This window comes from Martelella sp. FLE1502, from assembly GCF_053484255.1.
The window spans coordinates 140,002-162,594 of record NZ_JBAKFQ010000007.1; the positions used below are offsets into that span (position 1 = coordinate 140,002).

Annotated in this window: 22 protein-coding genes; 8 read left to right on the forward strand and 14 right to left on the reverse strand. The window is 63.6% G+C overall.

Annotation, left to right across the window (positions count from 1 at the left end; all coding sequences use genetic code 11):
* Positions 1–9: 9 nt before the first annotated feature.
* The 3 genes from V6767_RS08640 to V6767_RS08650 form a co-directional block, all read right to left on the reverse strand.
* The gene (locus V6767_RS08640; protein ID WP_018065161.1) at positions 10–264 is read right to left on the reverse strand and encodes an ArsR/SmtB family transcription factor; all 255 of its coding nucleotides are present in this window, start codon (positions 262–264) and stop codon (positions 10–12) included.
* A gap of 61 nt (positions 265–325) precedes the next feature.
* Positions 326–1,984, reverse strand: coding sequence for a DUF882 domain-containing protein (locus tag V6767_RS08645; protein WP_448473089.1), 1,659 nt, complete (start codon positions 1,982–1,984; stop codon positions 326–328).
* 184 nt (positions 1,985–2,168) lie between these two features.
* The gene (locus V6767_RS08650) at positions 2,169–2,360 is read right to left on the reverse strand and encodes a hypothetical protein (protein WP_448473090.1); all 192 of its coding nucleotides are present in this window, start codon (positions 2,358–2,360) and stop codon (positions 2,169–2,171) included.
* On the opposite strand from V6767_RS08650, the gene V6767_RS08655 reads away from it, so the two are divergent.
* The 5 genes from V6767_RS08655 (at position 2,353) to V6767_RS08675 (ending at position 8,173) form a co-directional block, all read left to right on the forward strand.
* Positions 2,353–4,194 (forward strand): M3 family oligoendopeptidase, encoded by a 1,842-nt coding sequence (locus V6767_RS08655; protein WP_448473091.1) that lies wholly within the window; start codon positions 2,353–2,355, stop codon positions 4,192–4,194. The two genes, V6767_RS08650 and V6767_RS08655, sit on opposite strands and share 8 nt — an antisense overlap.
* A gap of 1 nt (position 4,195) precedes the next feature.
* Positions 4,196–5,344, forward strand: a complete 1,149-nt coding sequence (locus tag V6767_RS08660) for an aminodeoxychorismate synthase component I (RefSeq protein ID WP_448473092.1) — start codon at positions 4,196–4,198, stop codon at positions 5,342–5,344.
* Between the two features lie 7 nt (positions 5,345–5,351).
* Complete coding sequence (locus tag V6767_RS08665) at positions 5,352–5,642, forward strand: YciI family protein (RefSeq protein WP_448473093.1); 291 nt, start codon at positions 5,352–5,354, stop codon at positions 5,640–5,642.
* On the forward strand, positions 5,632–6,534 hold the full coding sequence (locus V6767_RS08670) for a heme-dependent oxidative N-demethylase family protein (RefSeq protein ID WP_448473094.1): 903 nt from the start codon (positions 5,632–5,634) through the stop codon (positions 6,532–6,534). The genes V6767_RS08665 and V6767_RS08670 overlap by 11 nt, the downstream gene beginning before the upstream one ends.
* 193 nt (positions 6,535–6,727) lie before the next feature.
* Positions 6,728–8,173, forward strand: coding sequence for a homospermidine synthase (locus tag V6767_RS08675; RefSeq protein ID WP_448473095.1), 1,446 nt, complete (start codon positions 6,728–6,730; stop codon positions 8,171–8,173).
* Between the two features lie 108 nt (positions 8,174–8,281).
* Here V6767_RS08675 and ppa read toward each other — a convergent pair whose 3' ends face one another.
* From ppa to V6767_RS08710, 7 genes are all read right to left on the reverse strand, one after another.
* Positions 8,282–8,818: an inorganic diphosphatase gene (gene ppa / locus V6767_RS08680; RefSeq protein WP_448431706.1), complete on the reverse strand. Its 537-nt coding sequence runs from the start codon at positions 8,816–8,818 to the stop codon at positions 8,282–8,284.
* 112 nt (positions 8,819–8,930) lie between these two features.
* Entirely contained in the window at positions 8,931–9,437 is a 507-nt protein-coding gene (locus V6767_RS08685; protein WP_448473096.1) for an N-acetyltransferase family protein, read from the reverse strand.
* A gap of 99 nt (positions 9,438–9,536) precedes the next feature.
* The gene (gene lpxK / locus V6767_RS08690; RefSeq protein WP_448473097.1) at positions 9,537–10,577 is read right to left on the reverse strand and encodes a tetraacyldisaccharide 4'-kinase; all 1,041 of its coding nucleotides are present in this window, start codon (positions 10,575–10,577) and stop codon (positions 9,537–9,539) included.
* A gap of 175 nt (positions 10,578–10,752) precedes the next feature.
* Entirely contained in the window at positions 10,753–12,144 is a 1,392-nt protein-coding gene (waaA, locus tag V6767_RS08695; RefSeq protein ID WP_448473098.1) for a lipid IV(A) 3-deoxy-D-manno-octulosonic acid transferase, read from the reverse strand.
* Positions 12,145–12,457: 313 nt separating this feature from the next.
* Positions 12,458–12,691, reverse strand: a complete 234-nt coding sequence (locus V6767_RS08700) for a DUF4170 domain-containing protein (RefSeq protein WP_018065149.1) — start codon at positions 12,689–12,691, stop codon at positions 12,458–12,460.
* A gap of 73 nt (positions 12,692–12,764) precedes the next feature.
* Entirely contained in the window at positions 12,765–13,577 is an 813-nt protein-coding gene (locus V6767_RS08705) for a 3'(2'),5'-bisphosphate nucleotidase CysQ (protein ID WP_448473099.1), read from the reverse strand.
* An 8-nt stretch (positions 13,578–13,585) separates the two neighbouring features.
* Positions 13,586–14,932 carry a TldD/PmbA family protein gene (locus V6767_RS08710; protein ID WP_448473100.1) on the reverse strand — a complete coding sequence of 449 codons (1,347 nt, stop codon included), beginning with the start codon at positions 14,930–14,932 and terminating at the stop codon, positions 13,586–13,588.
* 102 nt (positions 14,933–15,034) lie between these two features.
* On the opposite strand from V6767_RS08710, the gene V6767_RS08715 reads away from it, so the two are divergent.
* Positions 15,035–16,843, forward strand: coding sequence for a monovalent cation:proton antiporter-2 (CPA2) family protein (locus tag V6767_RS08715; RefSeq protein WP_448473101.1), 1,809 nt, complete (start codon positions 15,035–15,037; stop codon positions 16,841–16,843).
* An 11-nt stretch (positions 16,844–16,854) separates the two neighbouring features.
* On the opposite strand, the gene nagA is transcribed toward V6767_RS08715, so the two are convergent.
* Genes nagA through V6767_RS08730 form a run of 3 tightly spaced genes read right to left on the reverse strand, consistent with a single transcriptional unit; the run spans position 16,855 to position 19,809 of the window.
* A complete protein-coding gene (gene nagA, locus V6767_RS08720; RefSeq protein WP_448473102.1) occupies positions 16,855–18,009 on the reverse strand; it encodes an N-acetylglucosamine-6-phosphate deacetylase in 1,155 nt (384 codons plus the stop codon).
* Positions 18,010–18,011: 2 nt separating this feature from the next.
* Positions 18,012–19,040, reverse strand: coding sequence for an SIS domain-containing protein (locus V6767_RS08725; RefSeq protein WP_448473103.1), 1,029 nt, complete (start codon positions 19,038–19,040; stop codon positions 18,012–18,014).
* A gap of 16 nt (positions 19,041–19,056) precedes the next feature.
* Complete coding sequence (locus tag V6767_RS08730) at positions 19,057–19,809, reverse strand: GntR family transcriptional regulator (protein WP_448473104.1); 753 nt, start codon at positions 19,807–19,809, stop codon at positions 19,057–19,059.
* A 141-nt stretch (positions 19,810–19,950) separates the two neighbouring features.
* Between V6767_RS08730 and V6767_RS08735 the strand changes: the two genes are divergently transcribed.
* A complete protein-coding gene (locus V6767_RS08735) occupies positions 19,951–20,850 on the forward strand; it encodes a LysR family transcriptional regulator (protein WP_448473105.1) in 900 nt (299 codons plus the stop codon).
* A 7-nt stretch (positions 20,851–20,857) separates the two neighbouring features.
* Here V6767_RS08735 and V6767_RS08740 read toward each other — a convergent pair whose 3' ends face one another.
* Positions 20,858–21,751, reverse strand: coding sequence for a LysR family transcriptional regulator (locus V6767_RS08740; RefSeq protein WP_448473106.1), 894 nt, complete (start codon positions 21,749–21,751; stop codon positions 20,858–20,860).
* 104 nt (positions 21,752–21,855) lie between these two features.
* Here V6767_RS08740 and V6767_RS08745 point away from each other — a divergent pair, with 104 nt between their 5' ends.
* Positions 21,856–22,584, forward strand: a complete 729-nt coding sequence (locus V6767_RS08745) for an SDR family oxidoreductase (protein WP_448473107.1) — start codon at positions 21,856–21,858, stop codon at positions 22,582–22,584.
* Positions 22,585–22,593: the final 9 nt, after the last annotated feature.

The window sequence follows — 22,593 nt, forward strand, 5'->3', positions numbered from 1 at the left end:
ACGAATCGCTCAGAACTGACGTATCCAGGCGTTGAGGCTGGCGAACCCTTCGGGGTTGATGGCATAGAACCGCTTCGTGCCCACGGGCGTGACCCGCACCAGATCACTGTCGAGCAGCGCCTTCAGATGCTGCGAAACCGCGGGCCTGCTGATGGGAAGCCCCTCCGACAGCTCGGTCACCGTCTTGGGTTCACGACGAAGCGCCATCAAAAGATGGCGCCGGTTGGGGTCCGCAATTGCGACGAATGGATCGAATCTGCTCATCGCGGCACATTACGTCAAAGTCAGTAGGCCGGCAAGTAGTCCATTTCTTGAAACAATGGAATCAGAACCTTGCGGAGTCAAAATACTGAACGACGGTCTGGCTATCTTGCGCCTTATTTTTAGAGCCAACTAAAACTTGGGTCGGCTCAGTCGAAACCTGATTATTATTACCCAGTTTCGGCGTTATATTATCATTCGATGATGCCAGCGGCACAGCATCACCCGGACGCCCGCCCTTTTGCGGGGCAGCGGGAGCGGCGGCATTGATGCGCGCGGCTGTCGGCTTGAACAGCGTGCGGAAATCGGCATCTTCATTATAGGCGAGTTCGGTCGTCTCGCCCATCGCCGCAAGCTTGCGGGCAAGCTCGGTGCGGGCATCGTCGATCGGAGCTTCGGTTGCCGGCGCTGCCGAGGCGAGCGTGGGTCGAGGCGTTGGAGCCGCATTGACGCCCATCGCAGCGCCGCCGGTTTCGGCATAGGCGAGACGGGGGCTGGGCACCGGCACCTCGCCATCGAACAGGCCGAAGCGATCGCCGTCGAAACCAGCATCATCCGATTGCAGAGCGGCAACCTCGGTCGCGGGCGCGGCAGCCACCGGATCGGCGGCCTCCGAGACAAGAATATCGGCGACGGACACGCCCTCTTCCGGCCCAAGAGCGGCCGGGCGCGTCTGCGGCAGCGGCACATCGGCGGCGGCCAGAGCCAGGACCGGATCGGTGGCCATTTCAGTTGCTGTCGGCGTCGGATCAACCAGCGCGGTGGCGAGCGGCGTTCCGAGACCAGCCTCGCCGGCGCTCGGCCTGCTGAGCGGCAGCGGAATATCGAGATTGTCGAAGGTCACGGCCGCCGTCAGGATATCCACGGGACGCTGGGCGGGTTCGGCCTGACGCTGCGGTTGGGCCTGCTGGCGCGAGGGCCTGCTCGGCGTCGGCGGCTCGGCGTCGCCCTTGTCCCGCTTGCCGAACAGCATGGAGAGCAGGTTCGGACGCTCGTCCTCGTCGCCGTCATCCGCGCTTGCGACCTGGACGGGCTGCGACGATCCGACCGAGCCCTTGGCCTTGTATTCGGCCAAGGCCTCATTATAGCCCGGCAACGGTTTGCCGTCTGCAGGCAGATGCAGGGTGTGCCCCTCCGGGAACAGCGACACGAGCTGGCTGCGGCTCATGCGCGGCCAGGCACGCACGCTCGCCACATCAAGATGCACGAAGGGCGAGCCGGATTTCGGATAGTAGCCGACCCCGCCGCGCTGCATTTTCATCGCGGTTGCGCGCAGCTTGGCCAGTGGCACGCCCGGGATGAAGAAGTCCATCGCGTTGCCAAGCATGTGCTGCGATTTCTTGGCGACGCCGGAGGACGTTTTGCGAAGCATGGCGTTGGTCTCGGGCGAGCGATAGGCCGAAACGACATTGATATAGTCGGTCGCGCCAACCTGCTGATAGACCTCCCACACCAGATCGAACAGCTTCGGGTTCATCGTGGTCGGCTCCTTGCGACGCCAGTCGCGCAGGAACCAGTTGAGCTGCTCGAGCCCCTTCTTGTCATAGCGGCCATTGCGCTTGAAGGTGATCTCGGCCTTCTCGCCGGTATGGATGTAATAGATCTTGAGTGTCCGGGTTTCCGCACGCGCCTCGACGCCGCCGAAAAAGCACAGCGTTGCCGCCAGTACGGCCAGTACAGCAAATGTCCGACGCAAGAACGCGCGATATGGACGGATAGTCAAACCGGACTCTCCCTGGATTCTCTGAACGTCCCGAAGGCTCCCCCGAGCGCAAGGCATATGCCGACACAAGAGATTAGAACCTCTTTTCTGAAGGCGCAATGCGGCGCAAACGAGGCGATTTTCCGACACAATTTCAGGTCGCCTTTTATAGGCAACATTCCGTTAATTTCCAACCATCGTGCTATCAGATTAAGCTTACATAAGGGTTAACCCATTGTTGCAGATCAAATTGTTTGACGCGCGAGGCGGCTTTCGACATCCCATTGCGCCCTTCGCGCGCTGCGGTAAAAAGGCGGAAATTCCGCCGTTGCGGGCGGCGGGCGCGAACCATATGTTGAGGCGGCACACAGATCACGAAAGGCAGCCCCATGTTCAATCCCCGCTTCCCCTCCCTTCCCGCCGATGCCGCCGCCGGCAGGGCGGAAAGCCCGGAACTCGGCGCCCTGCCGGAATGGGATCTGTCGCATCTCTATCCCGGCGCGACCTCGCCCGAATTCGCGGGCGATTTCGATGACGCCGCCAGAAAGGCGCGCGCTTTCTCCGAACGCTGGAAGGGCCATCTGGCCGAAGCCGCCGAAAAATCCGGCGATGACGGGCTGGGGGCTGCGACCGAGACCTATGAGGCGATCGGCGACACGCTTGGCCGGCTCGGCTCGTTCGCAGGCCTTTCCTATTACGCCAATGCGGCCGATCCTGCCCTGCGCAAGCTTTACGGCGACACCTCGACCCGGATCACCGAAATCTACGCCGATCTGCTGTTCTTCGAACTGGAACTGAACCGGCTTTCCGAGGAGGCGATTGAAAAGGCGCTCTCGAACGATCCGCGCTTTGCCCACTACCGCCCCTGGGTGCTGGACCTCAGAAAGGAAAAGCCGCACCAGCTTGATGACCGGCTGGAACAGCTCTTCATGGAGAAGTCGACAACCGGAAGCCAGGCCTTCAACCGCCTGTTCGACCAGACCATGGACCGGATGCGCTTTACCGTCGATGGCGAGGAGATGCCGATCGAAAAGGCGCTCAACCTGCTTTCCGACAACAAGGAGCCGGTGCGCCGCAAGGCGGCCGAGGCGCTTGCCGCCACCTTCAAGGACAATCTGCCGACCTTCTCGCTGATCATGAACACGGTCGCCAAGGATACCGAGATCAACAGCCGCTGGCACGCCTTTGAGGATATCGCCGACAGCCGCCACCTTTCCAACCGCGTCGAACGCGAAGTGGTGGATGCGCTGACGGAAGCCGTGCGCGAAGCTTATCCGCGCCTGTCCCACCGCTATTACGCGATGAAGGCGAAATGGCTCGGCATGGACCAGATGAATTACTGGGACCGCAACGCGCCCCTGCCCGACACCGCAGAACGGGTGATCCCGTGGGAGGAAGCGCGCGAGACCGTGCTTTCGGCCTATGGCGCATTCTCGCCGGAAATGGGCGGCATCGCGCAGCGCTTCTTCGACGAGCGCTGGATCGACGCCCCGATCCGGCCCGGCAAGCGCACCGGCGCCTTCGCGCACCCGACCGTGCCGTCCGCCCACCCCTATGTGCTGGTCAACTATCTCGGCAAGCCGCGCGACGTTATGACGCTAGCCCATGAACTGGGCCACGGGGTTCATCAGGTGCTCGCCGCCAAGCAGGGCGCGCTGATGTGCTCGACGCCGCTGACGCTTGCCGAAACCGCCTCAGTCTTCGGCGAAATGCTGACATTCCGCGCGCTTCTGGCAAAGACCGAAGACAAGGCCACCCGCAAGGCGATGCTGGCGCAGAAGGTGGAGGACATGATCAACACGGTCGTGCGCCAGATCGCCTTCTACCAGTTCGAGCGCAAGGTCCACACCGCGCGCCGCGAGGGCGAGCTGACCGAGGACCAGATTTCCGAAATGTGGATGTCGGTGCAGGGCGAAAGCCTGGGGCCTGCGATCAAGCTCGCCGATGGCTACGAGACTTATTGGAGCTATGTGCCCCACTTCATCCACTCGCCGTTCTACGTCTATGCCTATGCCTTCGGCGACTGCCTGGTGAACTCGCTCTACGCGGTTTACCAGAACGCCGAGACCGGCTTCCAGGACAAGTATTTCGACATGCTGACCGCCGGCGGCACCAAGCATCATTCCGAACTGCTGAAGCCGTTCGGGCTTGACGCCTCCGACCCCGCCTTCTGGGGCAAGGGGCTGTCGATGATCGAGGGGCTTATCGACGAACTCGAAGCGCTGGAGTGAGATGACACGCGGGCAGCAGGTCGTTTTCTGCGACGATCTTTCGGGCCGGATGCTCAGCTTTCGCGCGCCCGACGAACTCATCGTCGCCGAAACCGCCGAGGAATTTATTCCTGCGCTGGAGCGGATGGAGACCGTCAGGGCCTCCGGCCGCTTTTTGGTGGGCTATATGTCCTACGAGGCGGGTTTTCTGCTCGACCCCGCGCTTGCGGGCCTAGCGCCCCAAAAACCGGACCTGCCATATCTCTGCTTCGGCGTCTTCGACGCGCCGGAGCAGGCAGCACCGTCGGCGCTCCAGCCCGAAACCGGTTTTCTTGCCGACATCCGACCCGCCTGGGATTTTGACGACTATCGCCCCCGTTTCGAGCGGCTGCATGCCCATCTGATGGCCGGCGACTGCTATCAGGGCAACCTGACCTTTCCGGTGCATGCGCGCTGGAGCGGCGATCCGCTTATGGCCTTCCACGGCCTCGCCCGGCAACAGCCGGTGCGCTATGCCGCGTTTGTCGACCTCGCCGGCCCGCGCATCCTGTCGCGCTCGCCGGAACTGTTCTTCCGCACCGACGCCGACGGCATGATCGAGACCCATCCGATGAAGGGCACCGCCCCGCGCGGACAAACCGCCGCGGAAGATGCGGAAATTATCGCGGCGATGGGCGAGGACGACAAGATGCTGGCCGAAAACTGCATGATCGTCGACCTGCTTCGAAACGACATGTCGCGGATCGCGGAGCCGGGGTCCGTCCACGTACCGGAACTCTTCGCCATCGAAACCTATCCGACGCTGCACCAGATGGTGAGCAAGGTGCGCGCCAGACTTCAGCCGGGCGCCACGATCGAGGCGATCTTCCGCGCGCTGTTTCCCTGCGGCTCGATCACCGGCGCACCGAAGATTTCCGTGATGAAAATCCTGCACCGGCTGGAGGGCAGCCAGCGCGGCGCCTATTGCGGGGCGATCGGCCATATCGCGCCGGATGGCGCCATGCAGTTCAATGTGGCAATCCGCACCGTCAGCCTCTACGATGACGGGCGGGCGATCTTCAATGTCGGCGGCGGCGTGGTGCTCGATTCAACGGCGGCCGGCGAATATGAGGAAGCTCTTCTGAAAGCCCGTTTCGCCGCCCCCGCGCCCTTTTGCGCTGTCGCTGAGTGAGTTTGCCATGATCCTGATTTCCCTCACCTATATCCAGCCGCTCGAAGAGGTGGAAAAGCACTTCGAAGGCCATATTGCCTGGCTGAACAGCTATTACGAGACCGGCGTCTTCGTCGCATCGGGCCGCAAGGTGCCGCGCACCGGCGGCGTGATCATGGCGCGCGGCACGATGACCGCGGTTGAGGAAATCTGCCGGCAGGACCCGTTTGTCGCTGAAGGCGTCGCAAATTTCGAACTGACGGAGGTGAATTTCACCCGCACCCTGCCCTCCCTTGAAGGCCTGAAGGATGGCGACTGAGCACCTGCGGCTGATGCCCTATGGCCGCGCCTACAAGCCGTTCTCGATCGGCCTCTCCGCGCTCGATCCCGACACATGGCTGGAGCCCGGCGACGATCTCGCGCGCTATCTCGCCGAAAAGGAACGCCTGCTGGCGGTCCGTTATGACGAGGTTTTCCGTGCGGATGACGACAGCCTTGATGCAGGCCGCGAGGCTCTGGCGCTGATCTCCGGGCATCTGGAGAGGCATCACGCCGATATCTACCGGCGCGACGGCAACCGCCTCCGTTTTCTCGACCGCGCCGTCGCCCTCGACGATCCCGCCGTTCCGCCGCTTCTGACCGCCGGCATGTTGATCGAGGACGATCTCGCGATCCTGATCAAGCGCGAGGATCGCTGGCATCTTGCCGCCGGTTTCATCGCCTTTCCCTCCTCCTGGTCGCTCGCCGAAAAGGCCGGCCGCCCGATGGAGGAGGTCCATGCCGACGTGCCCGGCTTCTCGGCGGGCACCCGCAACGCCGCGCTGGTTGCCCGCATCTTCGACAATCTCAAGCCCGGCCTGCCCGCCGAGCGCTTCAACTGGTCGTTCAAGGGCTCCGATGCGCTGGCCATGCCGGTTTCAAAACATCTGCCCGAAGACCCGTTCCGCCCCATCCGGCCGATCGCCGCCAATTTCATGCGGGTCGAGCGCCAGACGCTGACGCGTCTGCCGGAAACGGACGCGATCCTGTTCACCATCCGCATCTACATGGACCCCGTCGAGGCCATTCTGCGCCATCCCGAGCGCAAGGCGATCGCGACCGCCATGATCGCGCAGCTTCAGGGGCTGAGTGCCGAAGAGCGCGCCTACAAGGGCATGGTCGACGCTGATATCGCCGCGTTGATCGCCTGGCTCGAATCCCTTTTGCGCTGACGATCGGCATTGACGACTGGAACTGCGGCCATAAATCCGCTTTACTTGAACGCGTTGGTGTGATCTCGCTTTGCGCGGGGAACAATTATCGCCGCGTCACAATTCCGCTTTATAGCGCGACCGGAAGACCGGTCAGCGCGAAGCCTGGAAATGACCGCCGGTCACCCGCCAGACAAACAAGAAGGACATGGAAATGCAGCAGGAATTCCCGATCCACGCCGAAATCACCGGCCCCATCGTCATGATCGGCTTCGGGTCCATCGGCCGCGGCGCATTGCCGCTGATCGAAAGGCATTTCCGGTTCGACAAGTCGCGCATGGTCATCATCGATCCGAGCGATGCCCATGCCAATCTCGCCGCCAATCACGGCGTGCGCTTTATCCACGCGGCGGTGACCAAGGACAATTACGAGGAACTGCTGGAGCCGCTCCTGACCGAGGGCGAAGGCCAGGGCTTCTGCGTCAACCTGTCGGTCGACACCTCCTCGCTTGATCTCATGAAACTCTGCCGCTCGCTCGGCGTGCTCTATATCGACACCGTGATCGAGCCCTGGCTCGGCTTCTATTTCGACGAAAGCCAGGGCAATGCCGAACGCACCAATTACGCGCTGCGCGAGACCGTGCGCAAGGAGAAGCGAAAGAACCCGGGCGGCACCACCGCCGTTTCCTGCTGCGGGGCCAATCCGGGCATGGTGTCCTGGTTCGTCAAGCAGGCGCTTGTCGATGTCGCGCGCGAAACCGGCGTGAGCTTCGCCGAACCCGCCGCCGATGACCGCGAGGGCTGGGCGGCGCTGATGAAGGAGACCGGCGTCAAGGGCATCCACATTGCCGAACGCGATACCCAGCGTTCGAAATTCCTGCGCCCGCAGAACGCGTTCTGGAACACATGGTCGGTGGAAGGCTTCGTGGCCGAGGGCATGCAGCCGGCAGAACTCGGCTGGGGCACCCATGAGAAATGGATGCCGAAGAACGCCAGGACGCACAGGAAGGGCTGCAAGGCGGCGATCTATCTCGAACAGCCCGGCGCCAATACACGGGTCAGAAGCTGGTGCCCGACGCCCGGCGCGCAATACGGCTTCCTCGTTACCCATAACGAGTCGATCTCGATTGCCGATTTCTTCACCGTTCGCAACGACAAGGACAAGGTCACCTATCGCCCGACCTGCCACTACGCCTACCATCCGGCCGATGTCGCCGTGCTTTCCCTCGACGAAATGTTCGGCAATGGCGGCACGCCGCAAAAGGACATGCTCGTTCTGGAGGAAGCCGATATCCTGACCGGGATCGACGAACTCGGCGTACTGCTCTACGGCCACGACAAGAATGCCTACTGGTACGGCTCGCGCCTTTCGATGGAGGAGACCCGCAATCTGGTGCCCTACCAGAACGCCACGGCCCTGCAGGTAACCTCCGCGGTGCTCGCCGGCATGGTCTGGGCGCTCGAAAACCCGGAGGCCGGCATCGTCGAGGCCGACGAGATGGATTACCGTCGTTGCCTCGAAATCCAGATGCCCTATCTCGGCCCGGTCGAAGGCCACTACACCGACTGGACCCCTCTCACCGGCCGCCAGACCTTCTTCCCGGAAAAGAAGGACGAGAAGGACCCGTGGCAGTTCAAGAATATTCTGGTGCAGTTCTGATCGGCCTTAAACGAAACAGGCAGGCCCGATATCCTTCGGGCCTGCCTGTTTGTTCTTTGCCATGGAAGAAGGCTGCGGCGGACGCAAAAGCCTCCGCCAGACCCGCACTCAGTCCTTCTTGGACTTCGCGCGCTCGATCGCCTCGACGATCAGCTTCTTGGCCTCGGCGGCGTCGTGCCAGCCGAAGATCTTGACCCATTTGCCGGGCTCCAGATCCTTGTAGTGCTCGAAGAAGTGTTCGATCTGCTTGAGCTGGATTTCCGGAATATCGGTGAAGTTCTCGACCTTGTCGAAACGGGCGCTGAGTTCGCGCGAGGGAACGGCGATGATCTTTTCGTCCTTGCCGGAATTGTCTTCCATCATCATCACGCCGATCGGGCGGACATTGATGACGCAGCCCGGCATCAGCGGACGATGGTTGCAGATCAGCACGTCGATCGGATCGCCGTCATCGGAGAGCGTGTGCGGCACGAAGCCGTAATTGCCGGGATACATCATCGGCGTATAGAGGAAGCGATCAACGACCAGAACGCCGGCGTCCTTGTCCATCTCGTATTTGATCGGCTGGCCGCCGAGCGGGACTTCGACAATAACATTGATATCATCGGGCGGGTTCTTGCCGATCGCAATCGCTTCAATACGCATCTAGGTCTCCAGAAAAGGGGAAGAATTCGCCGCCTTGGATAGCCAAAATGCCCCGACAAAGCAACCGCGTGAAAAGAGTTGCAGCAATCGGGGTAAACGCGCAAAAAGCCGCTCAGTCCCAGATATAGGAAACCTTGCCGAGCACCTTGCCGCCATGCTCCTCCTCGGCGAAGGCGAAAGGTTTGCCGCCGAGCGCGGTGAAGAAGATGCCGGCCTGATCCAGCGCCTCGAAGCACCAGCAGATCGTGCCCTTGCAGCCGAGCGAGGCGAGCAGCCGGCGCGCCTCGGCGAAAAGCGCCCGACCGAAGCCGAGGCCCTGATATTCCGGCAGTAGATAAATCTCGTAAATTTCGCCTTCCTGCGGCAGCGCCTTGACGCGGTTGAGGCCGACGCTGGCATAGCCGACCGGCTGGCCCTGCACTTCCAGCACCAGCAGCGTCTCCTCGCTGGCGATCGCGTTCTTCCACCAGGCGATGTTGCGGCTTGCGATCATGTCCTGAAGCGCGCGGTGAGGAAGGATGCCGGCATAGACCTGTTGCCATGCCAGCCAGTGAACCCTTGCGATTTTCTCGGCGTCGGCCGCCTCTGCTGGCCGCACGTCGCTGGATAGTATCCTCATCGTCTCCAACCGGCATGTCATTGCGGTTAAGACCCAAGGATATGACAAACTGAGCCGATTGCCCATCAAAATTAATTTACCGGTTGCTGACAGAGCGGCTCACCGCTTTTGTCGGTCCGCTTCAACGCGGCGGCGGAAGGCATCGAGCGTGGCGACGACCATGCCGGCAGGCATGGCCTTGTTCTCGAAAACGGCGGTGATCTCCACCACGCGGCTCTTCTCGCGCAACGCCGATATCGCCGGCCCGCCGCCGCCCTGAAGCCGGGCCATGTCCTTTGCGGTCGTGACCGGCAGCAGGGCCCCGGCATCGGCCAGCAGAGAGCGGGCCAAGGCCTCCGATATCGGCTGGTGATCGGCCAGAGCGACGGCCCGGCGCACCCGCGCGCCAAGCGCTTCCAGCGTTGCGAAGAACTTCTCCGGATCGCCGATGCCGGCGTAGGCGAGCACCTCCTCACCGGCAAATTCTCCGCTGTCAGACGTCGGCTGCTGATGCAGCACCTCGACCGGGCGACGGGCGCTGCGCGCAAACTGGCGCACCTCTTCCTCCGCGCCGCCGGCGCCATTCAGCAGCACGGCATCCACCTTCGGAAACTGCGCCGCAAGCGGCGCGCGAAGCGGGCCGGCGGGCAGGCAGCGCCCGTTGCCGAAGCCGCGCTTGGCATCGACCACGGCCACGGCGAAATCCGGCTTCAGCCGCCCGCTCTGCAAGCCGTCATCCATGATGATGAAATCGACGCCCGCCTGTTCCAGAAGCGCTGCCGCATCCACCCGCGCGGGCGAGACCGCGACCGGCGCGAGCCGCGACAGCATCAGCGCCTCGTCGCCGACATCGCGAAAACTGTGGCGCTTCGGATCAACCATAACCGCGCCCTCGACCTTGCCGCCATAGCCGCGCAGCAGAAAGCCGGGCCGTTTGCCAGCTTCGCGCGCCGCGCGCGCAAGCGCCTCGGCCACCGGGGTCTTGCCCGTCCCGCCGACGGTGAAATTGCCGACGCACAGAACCGGCACGCCGGCGCGTGCGCCCGCCGCCTGCCTCATCCGGCGACCGGCGATCGCGGAGTAAATCCAGGAAACCGGAAGAAGAAGCAGGCTCAACGGATGGCCGCGCTTCCACCAGAAGGCCCGTGTCGTTTTCTTCATATCGGGCACAACTCTCTGTCAGACCCCGAAGCAATGCGCTCTGTCAGGTCATCGCATTACGGTTCAACCAACAGATAGACCAGACAGACACGCGCGTGAAGTGCCGCTCCGATTCACGAAGAGTGAGCCGCACGCCGCAAGGCCGCGTCCGCGTCGGTGCGGCCACGAAAAACCGTTACTGCAGCGCCTTGCGCAAATTCTGCTCAGGCAATCGCTCCGGAACGATCGGCATGCGTTTCTTCTCGGGCACGGCCTTGGGACGCGCGGAAAAACGGGCCTCGAGAATGAGCGGCGCAAGATAGCGCTCCAGCCCCTTCATGGTGCGGATCAGCGCGCCGCGCATGTCGCGCACCCCGGCATAGCCGGCGGCGATCATGTGTTCGCGCGCGGCTTCGTCCCGCAGCAGCAGATCGACGGATTGCAGCAGCGCTTCCGTGCTGTCGACGGTGCGCACCGCGCCACGCTGGCGCAACTGACGATAGGTGTCGCGGAAATTGTCGACATGCTGGCCCGTCAGGATCGCGGTTCCGAGCATGGCGGGCTCCAGCGGGTTCTGCCCGCCGCGCGCCGTCATCGAGCGGCCGACGAAGGCGATATCGGTGAGGCGCAGATAAAGCCCCATATCCCCGATCGTGTCGCCGAGATAGATATCGGTCTCCGCGTCGGGACTTTCGCCGAGCGAACGACGCTTGACCGAAAGTCCCTCAGCCGAAAACTGGGCGGCAAGCGCATCGGCGCGATCGGGATGGCGGGGAACGATGACGGTCAGAAGGCCGGGATGGGCTTCCTTCAGCGCGATATGCACGTCGGCGGCATTCTTTTCCTCGCCGTCGAAGGTCGAGATCGCCGCCCACACTGGGCGCGCGCCGATTGCGCTCTTCAGCGCCTGAAGGGCCTTATCGTCGGCGGGCGGCGCGCTGCGGTCGACCTTGAGATTGCCGGTGACCGAGACATGCAGCGCCCCGAGATCGGCAAAGCGCTCGGCGTCAAGATCGGTCTGCGCCATGACCAGCGAAAATCGCGAGAACATGGTGCGGGCAAGTTCGCGGCGCTGCATCCAGCGCTCGAACGAACGATCCGAAATCCGGCCATTGACCACAACCTGCGCGATCTTGCGCTTGGCGAGCTCCGCAATCGTGACCGGCCAGACTTCGGTTTCAACATTGATGGCAAGGTCCGGTCGCCAATGATCGAGGAAGCGTGTTACCGCTGGCAGGGCATCCAGCGGCACATATTGATGGATGACCGTGTCCCCGAAACGCTCCGCCGCCAGGCGCGCCGAAGTCACCGTGCCGGTTGTCAGCAGAACCGAGATGCCGAATTCATGGATATTCTGGACGACCGAGGTAACGGCGAGCGTTTCGCCCACGCTTGCTGCGTGTATCCAGACGAGCGGGCCTTCCGGTCTCTGCCGGTCGGAGCGGCCGAGGCGTTCCCCCAGGCGCGCCTTGTCCTCCTTGCCGCGGCGGACGCGATGATAGAGGATCGGCCGTAACAGCGGATAGCCGAGAATCCCGCCAAGTCGGTACGTGTTGCGGGCCAACCAAATAGAAATGCCTGATACCATTCCCTTGTCCGTTTACCCCGTTCTCGTGCATCGGATCAGCGGCCGCACCCACCACCATTGCGCGAATCATCCTACTTCAGAAAATAACATTTAGGAACAGGAAGAACCACATCCTAAATATTCTATCAAACGTCTTCAGGCTGACCCGGAACGAAGTTCTTTTTTTCTTCTTATAAAGACTTCATCTGCTTTATTTTAAAGCAATTTCTTAATTTCAAACCACAAAGCACTTGCAGGAGCGTCGTCTGGCGAAAACGCTTCGGAGGCTAAAGCAGTCGCCTATACTGCGTCCGGAGCCATGAAAACGCAATACTCACGATTCCGGGTCGAGAAGCCGGTGCAGATGGACGATGAAGTAGCGCATATGGGCGTTGTCGACGGTCTGCTGCGCCTTGGACTTCCAGGCTGCATGGGCGCTGGCGTAATTGGGGTAGATACCGACGATATCAAGCGCGTCCAGATCGGTGAACTTGACGCCCTTCAGGCTTTCGAGCTCGCCGCCGAAGACCAGATGCAGGAGTTGCTTGTTTTCAACCGTATCAGCCATTTTATATCTCTCTTTGCTCATAGCCTCCCGCCATAGCGTGTCTCGGGTTTGGCCGTTTTTGTCAAGTGACGGGTCACATGACGGGCGGCGGCGCGAATTCGCGCATCAGCGTGCCGACCAGTGCCGGATTGCCCGCAAACAGCGTCCCGTGGCGCAGCGTGCGGCGATTATAGGTCAACGGACGCCCCGCGTCATCCACCAGCGAAGCGCCGGCTGCGGCAAGGATGATATCGGCGGCGGCCAGGTCCCAGTCGTGGGAGTCAGGCCTCACAAGTGTGGCATCAAGACGGCCATCGGCCACCGCAGCCAGCCGGTAGGCGAGCGAGGGGATATGCGCGGCCTTGTTAACCCGCGCGCGAAAGGGCGGGCTGAAGCCGTCGAGCATCATCGCCGGAAGGCAGAGCTCCAGGTTTCCGCTCTCGCCGCCGCGAGAAGAGGCCGCAATCGGAAGGCCGTTTTTCAGCGCCGGACCGCCGAGGGCAGCGGTAAACACCTCGTCAAGCGCCGGAGCGACGAGAACGCCGGCCACAGGGCGGCCACCCCGCACCACCGCCACGCTGACCATCCAGTTCTTCTTGCCCTTGAGAAAACCGCGCGTGCCGTCGATCGGGTCGACCACGAAGGTCGCCTCCGCCTCCAGCCGGGAGAAGTCATCGCCGCTTTCCTCCGAAAGCCAGCCATAATCCGGCCGCGCCCTCAGCAGCAGGTCTTCCAGGCATTCATTGGCGGCGAAATCCGCGGCGCTGACCGGCGACTGGCCGGAATTCTTCCACCAGACTTCGGGGTTCTGGCCGAAATGGGAAAGCGCGACCGCACCCGCCTCGCGCGCCGCATCGGTGATCAGCGCCAGATCGGCCTGGATATCGACATCCAACGGCTCGGCCACGGCGGACCTCACGATCCGGCGAGGGTGACGCCCTCGACGAGAATGCTGGGGGTGGCAATCGAGAATCGGCGGTCGATATCGCTTGCCGGCGTCATCGCCATGAACATGTCCTTCAGATTGCCGGCAATCGTCATCTGCGACACCGGATAGGCGATCTCGCCATTCTCGATCCAGAACCCGCTCGCCCCGCGCGAATATTCGCCGGTGACCATGTTGACGCCATGGCCGATCAGTTCGGTGACATAAAGCCCGGTTCCGATCTCGGCCATCAGTTCCGCGGGCGATTTCGCGCCCGGTTCCAGCACAAGGTTGGTCGGTGCGGCGGAGAGCGAATTGCCGGAGCGGGTGCCGCGGCCATTGGTCTCGAAGCCAAGTTCCCGGCCGAGCGCCGTCGACAGGAACCATTGCTGCAACACGCCGTCTTCGACCATGGCGAGCCGCTCGCTGGCGACGCCTTCGCCATCGAAGGGTTGCGAGCCCGCGCCCCGGCGGATCGACGGATCGTCAACCAGATTCAGCCCGGCCTTCAAAACCGGCTTGCCGAGCTTGTCCCTCAGAAAGCTGGTCTTGCGCGCGACCGAAGACCCCGAAATCGCGCTCGCGAGACTGCCGACAAGGCTTGCGGCAAGGCGCTGCTCGAAAATGACGGCAGCGTTGCGCTGCGTCGGCACCTGGCGCGGCGAAAGACGGGCGGCGGCCCGTTCGCCGGCCTTGCGGCCGATTTCTTCCGGCGGATCGAGATCGCCGTCATGGGCGCGCGCGTCGTAATCGTGATCGCGCTGCATGCCAGCGCCCTCGCCCACCACGACGGAGACCGAGACGGAGGAATAGGAGCGGCGATAGCCGCCGGAAAAACCGTCGGAAGTCACCAGCACGAAGCCGACCTCGCCGCGCGAGGCGCCTGCGCCCGAGCTTCTGGTGACGCCCTCGACCTCAAGCGCCGCCGCTTCGGCCGCAAGCGCGCGTTCGGCCAGCGCCTCGGGCGAGACCTCGGTATCGTCGTAAAGATCGAGGTCCGGGGCTTCGCGGGCAAGCCGGGCGCTGTCGGCAAGGCTGGCATAAGGGTCTTCGGGCGAGACGGCGGCCATGGCGAGCGCGCGCTCGACGAGGGTATCGATATCGCTGTCGTCATTGGTGGAGACGCTTGCGACCTTCGCCCCGCGGAACACGCGCAGCGAAAAGCCCCGGTTCTCGGACGCCTTGGCGTTTTCGCGCTTTGCCTCGCGCACGGAGATGCCGTGCGAGGCACCCTGCGAGACGACGACATCGGCCGCATCGGCGCCCTTCTTCTTCGCGACGTCGAGAATCTGCGACGCGGTGTCGATCAATTGATCGGGAACCCTTGATGATGACATGGCAATGGCCTTTCCTTGTGCCCTCATTTATTGTTCACTTCATTGCGCATCAAGTGCCGTTCCTCCGGCGCTTCCGTTTTCTTGCAGCCCGGGACCCTTTTTATGGCAGCCACCCAGAGCCTCTTTACCGAAACCGTCTGGATGCTGGGCGCCGCGACCATAGCAGCGCCGCTTTTCAAGCGGCTCGGCCTCGGCACGGTGCTCGGCTATCTGGCGGGCGGGATCGTGATCGGCCCGGTGCTGCAGCGAATCAGCAATGGCGAGGAGGTGCTGCACGTCGCCGAACTCGGGATCGTGTTCCTGCTGTTCATGATCGGGCTTGAACTTAAGCCGGCTAGGCTCTGGACGATGCGCAAGGATATTTTCGGCCTTGGCCTTGCGCAGGTGCTGGTCACCGGCGCGGTGCTGGTGCCGCTCGCCAAGTTCGGCGGGCTCGGAAACTGGCAGGCCGCGGTGATCGCCGGTTTCGGCCTGGCGCTGTCATCCACCGCCTTTGCCATGCAGATCCTCGACGACAATGGCGACGTCAACACCCGTTACGGCCAGCGCTCGTTCTCGATGCTGCTGTTCCAGGATATCGCGATCGTGCCGCTTCTGGCGCTCGCCAGCATTCTGGGCGGCGGCGTGGAGGAGGCGAGCACGTCGGACATGCTGACGAATGCCGGGCTCGCCGCCCTTGTCGTGGTGCTGATGATCGCCGCCGGGCGCTATGTGCTGACGCCGGTGTTCCAGATCATCGCCGCCACCGGCGCGCGCGAGGTGATGATCGTGGCTGCGCTGTTCGTCGTCATCGGCGCGGCGATGATGATGCAGATCGTCGGGCTGTCGATGGCCATGGGCGCATTCCTCGCCGGCGTGATGCTTGCCGAATCCTCCTACCGTCATGAGCTCGAGGCCGATATCGAGCCGTTTCGCGGCGTGTTTCTCGCGATCTTCTTCATCGCCGTCGGCCTCTCGCTCGAATTGTCCGTGGTCTACGAGAACATCCTTCTGATCCTCATCGCGGTTCCGGTGCTGCTCGTCGTCAAGGCCGCCGTCATCTACGGGCTCTGTCGCCTGACCGGCTCGCCGCACGAGGACGCGATCCGGATTGCGGCGCTCCTGCCGCAGGGCGGCGAGTTCGGCTTCGTGATGTTCTCGACGGCGGCTGCCGCCGGCATCTTCTCCAACGCCACCGCCTCGCTACTGATCGCGATCGTGACGGTCTCGATGGTAGCGACCCCGCTGACCGTCCGCCTCGCCGAGCGACTCTATGCCCGCCACGAGGCTCATGAGGAAATGGAGGAGGATTTCGACGGCGCGGGCGCGGACGTGCTGATGATCGGTTTCTCGCGCTTCGGCCAGATTGCCGCGCAGATCCTGCTCGCCAGCGGCCGCGACGTGACGATCATCGATTTCTCCGCCGATCGAATCCGCCAGGCCTCGGCCTTCGGCTTCCACATCTATTTCGGCGACGGCACCCGCAAGGACGTGCTGATCGCGGCGGGCATCGAGAAGGCGAAGATCGTCGCGGTCTGCACCCAGAAGCGCGAGATCACCGACCGGGTGATCGACGTGGTGCAGGAGAATTTCCCGCGCGCCCACATCTACGCCCGCTCCTATGACCGCAGCCACACGCTGGCGCTCAGGCAGCGGGGCGTCGAATATGAATTGCGCGAGACGCTAGAATCCGGCCTCGTCTTCGGCCGCGAGACGCTGGTGGCGCTCGGCACCAGCGAGGAAGAGGCGATCGCGATCACCGACGATATCCGCAAGCGCGACGCCAAGCGGCTGGAGATCCAGGCCGTCGAGGGCATCATGGCCGGCGCCGACATGCTCCACACCCACCCCGTCAGCCCCGAGCCGCTGATGCGCCCCAAGCGCCGGCAGATCGACCCGACCGTGAAGGTGACCGGCAAGGACATGGCGTAGGTCGCCGGCCTTTAGTCGGCGCTGTAGACGCGTTCCCCGGCGATATAGCTCGCAGAAAGCGTTAGGTCGTCGGAAAGCAGGACCATGTCGGCGTCCGCGCCCGGTTTCAGCCGCCCCTTGGAGCGCGCGCCCACGGCCTCGGCCGGATAGAGCGTCGCCATTCTGAGCGCCTCTTCCAGCGGCAGGTCCAGCATGTCGCGGACATTCTTCACGCAGGTCAGCAGATCGGTATCGGCCCCGGCAAGCGTGCCGTCGGCAAGCGTCAGGCGACCGTCCTTGCGGTAGATCGTGCGACCGTTGAGCTCGAAACTCTGAAGGTCCGTGCCGGTGACCGACATCGCGTCGGATACCAGGAATATTTTCCCAGGCCCGGCCTTTGCCCTCAGCGCGATCCCCATCGCCACCGCGTCGACATGGTATCCATCGGCGATCAGCCCGCAGGAAAAACCGCCATCGCCGAGCACCGCGCCGACCATGCCCGGTTCGCGATGGCCGAGCGGGCTCATGGCGTTGAAGAGATGCGTCGCCATCGTGGCACCGGCAAACCGGTATTCCCGCGCCACCGCGCAGGCGGCATCTGTGTGGCCAAGGCTGACGACATAGCCGGCCTTGCTGAGGCGCGCGACCTGCTGGCGGGTGACGTTTTCGGGCGCGACGGTGAGCAGCCCGACGCCGAAACTGCCGGCATTTTCCACCAGAAAGTCGCAATCCTCCGCTTCCATCGGCCGGATCAGCGCCGGATCATGCGTGCCCTTTCTGGCGAGCGAAAGATGCGGGCCTTCCAGATGCAGGCCGAGATAGCCCGGAATGCCCGCCTCCCATGCGGCCTTGCCGGCCTCGACCGCCGCGCGCACCACATCGGGCCGGTCGGTGATCAGCGTCGGCAGAAGCGCGGTGACGCCCGAGCGGATCTGGGCGGCGCAGATGGTGCGCAGCCCATCGAGATCCGGCGCATTGTTGAACAGCAATCCGCCGCCGCCATTGACCTGGAGATCGATCAGGCCGGGCGCCAGGATCTGCCCGTCCGCCGGGATGATCTCGCATTCGTTCGGAATATTCCGCGCCGAGACAATCGCCTCGATGCCGGCTGAGGAAAACACCAGCGCCCGGCCTTCCAGCAGGCTCTCGCCGTCGAATATCCGCGCGCCGCTTATCGCCTTCTTCATGATTATTCGGTCTCCGTCACCTTGTTGAGCGCCACCGGCGCATCCGGGTTGAAGCCGCGGGCAAGCGACAGCTTCTCAATGACGCTGTAATAGGGCACGATCAGCGCCAGCGCATCGGTCAGCGGATGGCCGGTTGCCACATGCGGCAGCAACGCCGTGCCCTCTCCGCGTTCCGACGACAGGAACACAGACGCGCCCTTCTTCGCCATGCCGGAGGCGATCTTGACGACGCTGTCCTCCGCCTTGTCGCGGGCGGCGAACGCGATCACCGGGAAGCGCGGCTCGACCAGCGACACCGGGCCGTGCATCACTTCCGCCGAGGAATAGGCCTCGGCATGGAGCTCCGAGGTCTCCTTGCATTTCAGCGAGGCTTCGCTCGCGATCGCGAAGCTCGGGCCGCGTCCCAGCACGTAAAGCGACTGGGCATCCTTCAGCGGTTCGATCAGCGCCGACCAGTCGCAGGCAAGCGCCTTTGAGAGATCATCGGGCAGCTTGACAAGCGCCGCCTTGAGCGCTGCGTCATCGGCCCATTCAGACAGTACGGCAAGGCCGGCGACGATCGAGTTGACGTAGGACTTGGTCGCCGCCACCGCCTTTTCCGGACCGGCCGCGATATCGATCGGCTGATCGGCCATTTCCGCCAGCGGCGAGGCAATGGTGTTGACGAGCGCAAGCGAAAGAGCGCCGCCCTCGCGCGCGGCCCTTGCAAGCGCCACGATATCCGGGCTTTTGCCGGACTGCGAAACCGAAATCGCGGCTGCCTTGTTCATTTTGAGCTTCGCGCCATAGATCGAGGCGAGCGAGGGGCCGAGGGAGGCGACCGGAATGCCGACGGTCAGCTCGATCGCATATTTCAGAAACAGCGCCGCATGGTCGGACGAGCCGCGGGCGATGGTGACCACCACCGCGGGGTCCTTTTCGGCAAGCGCGCGGCCGGCGGCTGCAAGCGCAGCGCTCTGGCCGTCCAGCAGCCGGGCGGCGGCTTCGGGGATCTCGTCGATTTCGCGGCGCATATTGGTGATGTCGGTCATAGAGCCATCTTCCGTTTCATGGGTCGCCGGCATAGGTCAGCTCGGCGACAAGGTCATAGATATCGCTTCGATAATAGGTTCTGGTCAGTTCCACCGGCCGGCCGCCGGCATCGTATCCGGTGCGGCGGATCGCAAGCGCCGGGGCACCGGGCGAGACAGTCAGGAGCGCGGCCTGTTCGGTGGTCAGATTGCAGGCGGTGATCCGTTCGGTGGCTTTCGCCATGGTGACGCCGCGCTCGGCAAGCGCGGCATAGAGCGAGGTCTCGACGAGGTCAGGCCGTTCGAGAATATCGGCGGGCAGCGTCGAATGCTCGATCGCCATTGGCAAGTCATCGCCATAGCGGATACGGCTGAGCCGGGCGACGGCGGCGTTCCAGGGAAGCTTCAGCGCCTCCGCCTCTTCAGCGTTGGCAGCATAAAGACCGCGCTCCAGCCAGTGCGAGCGCGGTATCAGGCCGCGCGCCTGCATGTCTTCGGTAAAGGAGGTCAGCCGCTTCAGCGGCTGCTCGATCCGCGCCGGCGGGCGCAGCACGAAGGTGCCGGCGCCATGGCGGCGCTGCAAAAACCCCTCGCTGGTCAGTTCCGCGATCGCGCGGCGCACCGTTACCCGGCTGACGCCGACAAGCCGGGCGAGATCGCGCTCGGGCGGCAGCGCCTCGCCATGGGCAAGCTTGCCGCTTTCGACCGCTCGGGCGAGCTCTGCCTTCAGCCGCCGATAGATCGGCCCGTCACCCGAAATGTCGAAATCCTGGAAAACCCGCACGGCCATCTCCTGATGTCGGAAAGATACCAATTTAATACCAAATAACAAGACCGCCGCGCAAAATTCATGAATGGATCATGCGCGACCAGCCTTGCCTTACCGTCCGACGGATGGCTCAAATACCCTTCCGGCAAATGCGAGACCGCCATGCAGATCGAGGCCCTTATCTATTTCAATGAATTGACGCGGTCGCGCTCGATCCGGCAGGCGGCCGAAACGCTGGGCGTGTCGCCGATGGCGGTCAGCCGCCAGCTTGAAAATCTTGAGGCCTATTTCAACGCCGTGCTGATCGAACGCGGCGCGCGCGGGATTGCGCTTACCCCCGCCGGCGCACTGCTGGCCGAACGCGCGGATGCCATGATCCGCGATCTTGAAGGCGCACGGCAGGTGATCGATGATCTTCGGGGGCTCAATGCCGGCCATGTCTCGCTCCACGTCAACGGCGCGGTGATCAACGCGATCCTCGCCCCGGCGCTCGCCGAATTCTACGCGCTCTATCCGAAAATCTCGATTGCCGTCACGGTCACGTCCGCCGAAATCGCGTTGAACGCGGTGACAACCGGCGAGACCGACATCGCAGTGACGATGTTCTCGCCCTCGGATGCGCGGATCGAGACGCTGTTTTCGCTGTCGGTCAGGCACGATCCGGTGATGGCCCCGGACCACCCGCTTGCCGGCGAGCGCGAAATCACGCTTGAAGCGATCCGCCGCCACGCCATCGCCATGCCCGACCGGGCCTTCAGCATCCGCCGCGATTTCGACGATCGCCAGCGCGCGGCGGGATTTGCGCCGGTGGAGGTCGCCTTCACGACCTCCTCGCTGGAACTCCAGAAGGAGCTCGCCCGGCGCGGCACCGCGGTGCTGATCCTGCCGGCGATGACGGTTGCCCGCGAGCTTCGCGACGGCCAGCTTGTGCTGCGTCCCTTCGCCAAGGGCGCGGAAATCGCCAGCGACATGCGGCTGGTGCGCGCCGAGGGGCCGACGCCCACCTTCGCCGCCCTGAAGCTCGCCGAGTTTCTCGAAGCCTTCCTGCGCGAGCACGGGTAGACCCCGCTCAGACCTCGCCGCCGGCGAAAATCGTCTGTACCCATTCGAGAAACACCCGCAGCCTTGGCGCGGTGTGGCGGTTCTGGGGATAGAGCGCGGTAAGCGGCGTTGGCGGCGGCGGGAAATCCGGCAGCACCTCGACCATCTCGCCTTCCGCCAGCGCTTCGGCGAAATGATAGCGCGGGGCTTGCACCAGCCCGAAACCCGCCCGCGCCAGCGCATTGGCCGTGCCGGAATCATTGGCGGTCACCCGGGTCTTCAGCGTCACATAGCGGGTGCGGCCGTTCTCGATCAGTTCGAGCGGCATCACCTCTCCGGTGCGCGACGAAATGAAGCCGACGGCGATATGGCCGGCAAGATCATCCGGCGTTTGCGGCACGCCATGCCGCGCAAGATAGGCCGGGCTCGCCACCGTGACCTCGCGGAGCGCGCCGAGCCGGCGCGCGATCAACCCGCTATCCTCCAGTTCGCCCGCCCGGATGGCGCAGTCATAGCCCTCGCGCACCAGATCGACATAGCGATCGCCCTGCCCGAAATGGATTCTGAGATCGGGATAGCGCGCCAGAAACGCGGGCAGGCCGGGCAGCAGGAAGTTTCGGGTCAGATGCGGATGGGCATCGATGCGCAACAGGCCGTCCGGATTGCCAGCCCGGAACGCAGTGTCGGCCTCCTCGACCTCGGCAAGGATGGCAACGCAGCGCCGGTAGTAATCCTCGCCGTCGAGCGTCGCCGCGACATGGCGGGTGGTGCGGTCGAGAAGCCGGACGCCGAGATCGGCCTCCAGCCCCTTGATCGCCTCCGTGGCGGTTGAGCGCGCAAGGCCGAGATCATGCGCTGCGGCGGAAAAGCTGCCGCGCTCCACAATGCGGGTGAACAAACGCATGCGGTCAAATCTGTCCATTCACATTGTTCACCACAGGCGAATTATGTTGTCAATTTTCCGGTGATTGTTTCGGAGATTCCAGAGCATATTTTGGGCGCGGTTCAACGAACATGGAGTTTATCATGAGCAGAACAGCCATCATCACCGGCGCCTCGCGTGGCATCGGCGCGGAAGTCGCCAGGCGTCTCGCCACCGACGGCATCGACGTCGTCGTCAACTACGCGTCGAACGCTGCCGCCGCAGGAGAGGTGGTTGCGTCGATCAGGGAAAAAGGCGCTAAGGCGATCGCGGTCAAGGCCGATATCGGCAGCGACGACGGCATGGCGGTGCTGTTCGATGCCGCCGAAGCCGAGTTCGGCAAGGCCGACATTCTCGTCAACAATGGCGGCATGCTTTCGCTCGCGCCGCTCGCGACGGTCACCGACGAGGATTTTGAACGCCAGGTCGCCGTCAATTTCGGCGGCACGTTCCGCGGCCTGCGCGAAGCGGCGAACCGGCTTGCCGATGGCGGGCGGATCGTCAACTTCTCGACCAGCGTCGTCGGCACGAAACTTCCCGCCTATGGCGTCTACGCCGCCACCAAGGCCGCCGTCGAAACCATGACCCATATCGCCGCCAAGGAACTGGCCGCGCGCGGCATCACCGTCAATGCCATCGCGCCGGGCCCGGTCGCGACCGAACTGTTTCTCGACGGCAAGAGCGAGGAACTGGTCGCCAACATCACCCGGACGATTCCGGCCGGCCGGCTGGGCGAGCCCGGCGATATCGCCGGCGTGGTCGCCTTTCTCGTCGGCGATGAGGCCCGCTTCATCAACGGTCAGGTGCTGCGCGTCAATGGCGGCATGATCTGACAAGGAGAA

Bases quoted from the DNA above. Each gene is read 5' to 3' on its own strand.
- nagA (WP_448473102.1), bottom strand. From the start codon at position 18,009: ATGAAGAAGGCGATAAGCGGCGCGCGGATATTCGACGGCGAGAGCCTG.
- V6767_RS08660 (WP_448473092.1), top strand. From the start codon at position 4,196: ATGACACGCGGGCAGCAGGTCGTTTTCTGCGACGATCTTTCGGGCCGG.
- V6767_RS08715 (WP_448473101.1), top strand. From the start codon at position 15,035: ATGGCAGCCACCCAGAGCCTCTTTACCGAAACCGTCTGGATGCTGGGC.
- V6767_RS08710 (WP_448473100.1), bottom strand. From the start codon at position 14,932: ATGTCATCATCAAGGGTTCCCGATCAATTGATCGACACCGCGTCGCAG.
- V6767_RS08740 (WP_448473106.1), bottom strand. From the start codon at position 21,751: ATGGACAGATTTGACCGCATGCGTTTGTTCACCCGCATTGTGGAGCGC.
- V6767_RS08730 (WP_448473104.1), bottom strand. From the start codon at position 19,809: ATGGCCGTGCGGGTTTTCCAGGATTTCGACATTTCGGGTGACGGGCCG.
- V6767_RS08665 (WP_448473093.1), top strand. From the start codon at position 5,352: ATGATCCTGATTTCCCTCACCTATATCCAGCCGCTCGAAGAGGTGGAA.
- V6767_RS08675 (WP_448473095.1), top strand. From the start codon at position 6,728: ATGCAGCAGGAATTCCCGATCCACGCCGAAATCACCGGCCCCATCGTC.
- ppa (WP_448431706.1), bottom strand. From the start codon at position 8,818: ATGCGTATTGAAGCGATTGCGATCGGCAAGAACCCGCCCGATGATATC.
- V6767_RS08725 (WP_448473103.1), bottom strand. From the start codon at position 19,040: ATGACCGACATCACCAATATGCGCCGCGAAATCGACGAGATCCCCGAA.
- V6767_RS08745 (WP_448473107.1), top strand. From the start codon at position 21,856: ATGAGCAGAACAGCCATCATCACCGGCGCCTCGCGTGGCATCGGCGCG.
- V6767_RS08700 (WP_018065149.1), bottom strand. From the start codon at position 12,691: ATGGCTGATACGGTTGAAAACAAGCAACTCCTGCATCTGGTCTTCGGC.
- V6767_RS08685 (WP_448473096.1), bottom strand. From the start codon at position 9,437: ATGAGGATACTATCCAGCGACGTGCGGCCAGCAGAGGCGGCCGACGCC.
- waaA (WP_448473098.1), bottom strand. From the start codon at position 12,144: ATGGTATCAGGCATTTCTATTTGGTTGGCCCGCAACACGTACCGACTT.
- V6767_RS08655 (WP_448473091.1), top strand. From the start codon at position 2,353: ATGTTCAATCCCCGCTTCCCCTCCCTTCCCGCCGATGCCGCCGCCGGC.
- lpxK (WP_448473097.1), bottom strand. From the start codon at position 10,577: ATGAAGAAAACGACACGGGCCTTCTGGTGGAAGCGCGGCCATCCGTTG.
- V6767_RS08670 (WP_448473094.1), top strand. From the start codon at position 5,632: ATGGCGACTGAGCACCTGCGGCTGATGCCCTATGGCCGCGCCTACAAG.
- V6767_RS08640 (WP_018065161.1), bottom strand. From the start codon at position 264: ATGAGCAGATTCGATCCATTCGTCGCAATTGCGGACCCCAACCGGCGC.
- V6767_RS08735 (WP_448473105.1), top strand. From the start codon at position 19,951: ATGCAGATCGAGGCCCTTATCTATTTCAATGAATTGACGCGGTCGCGC.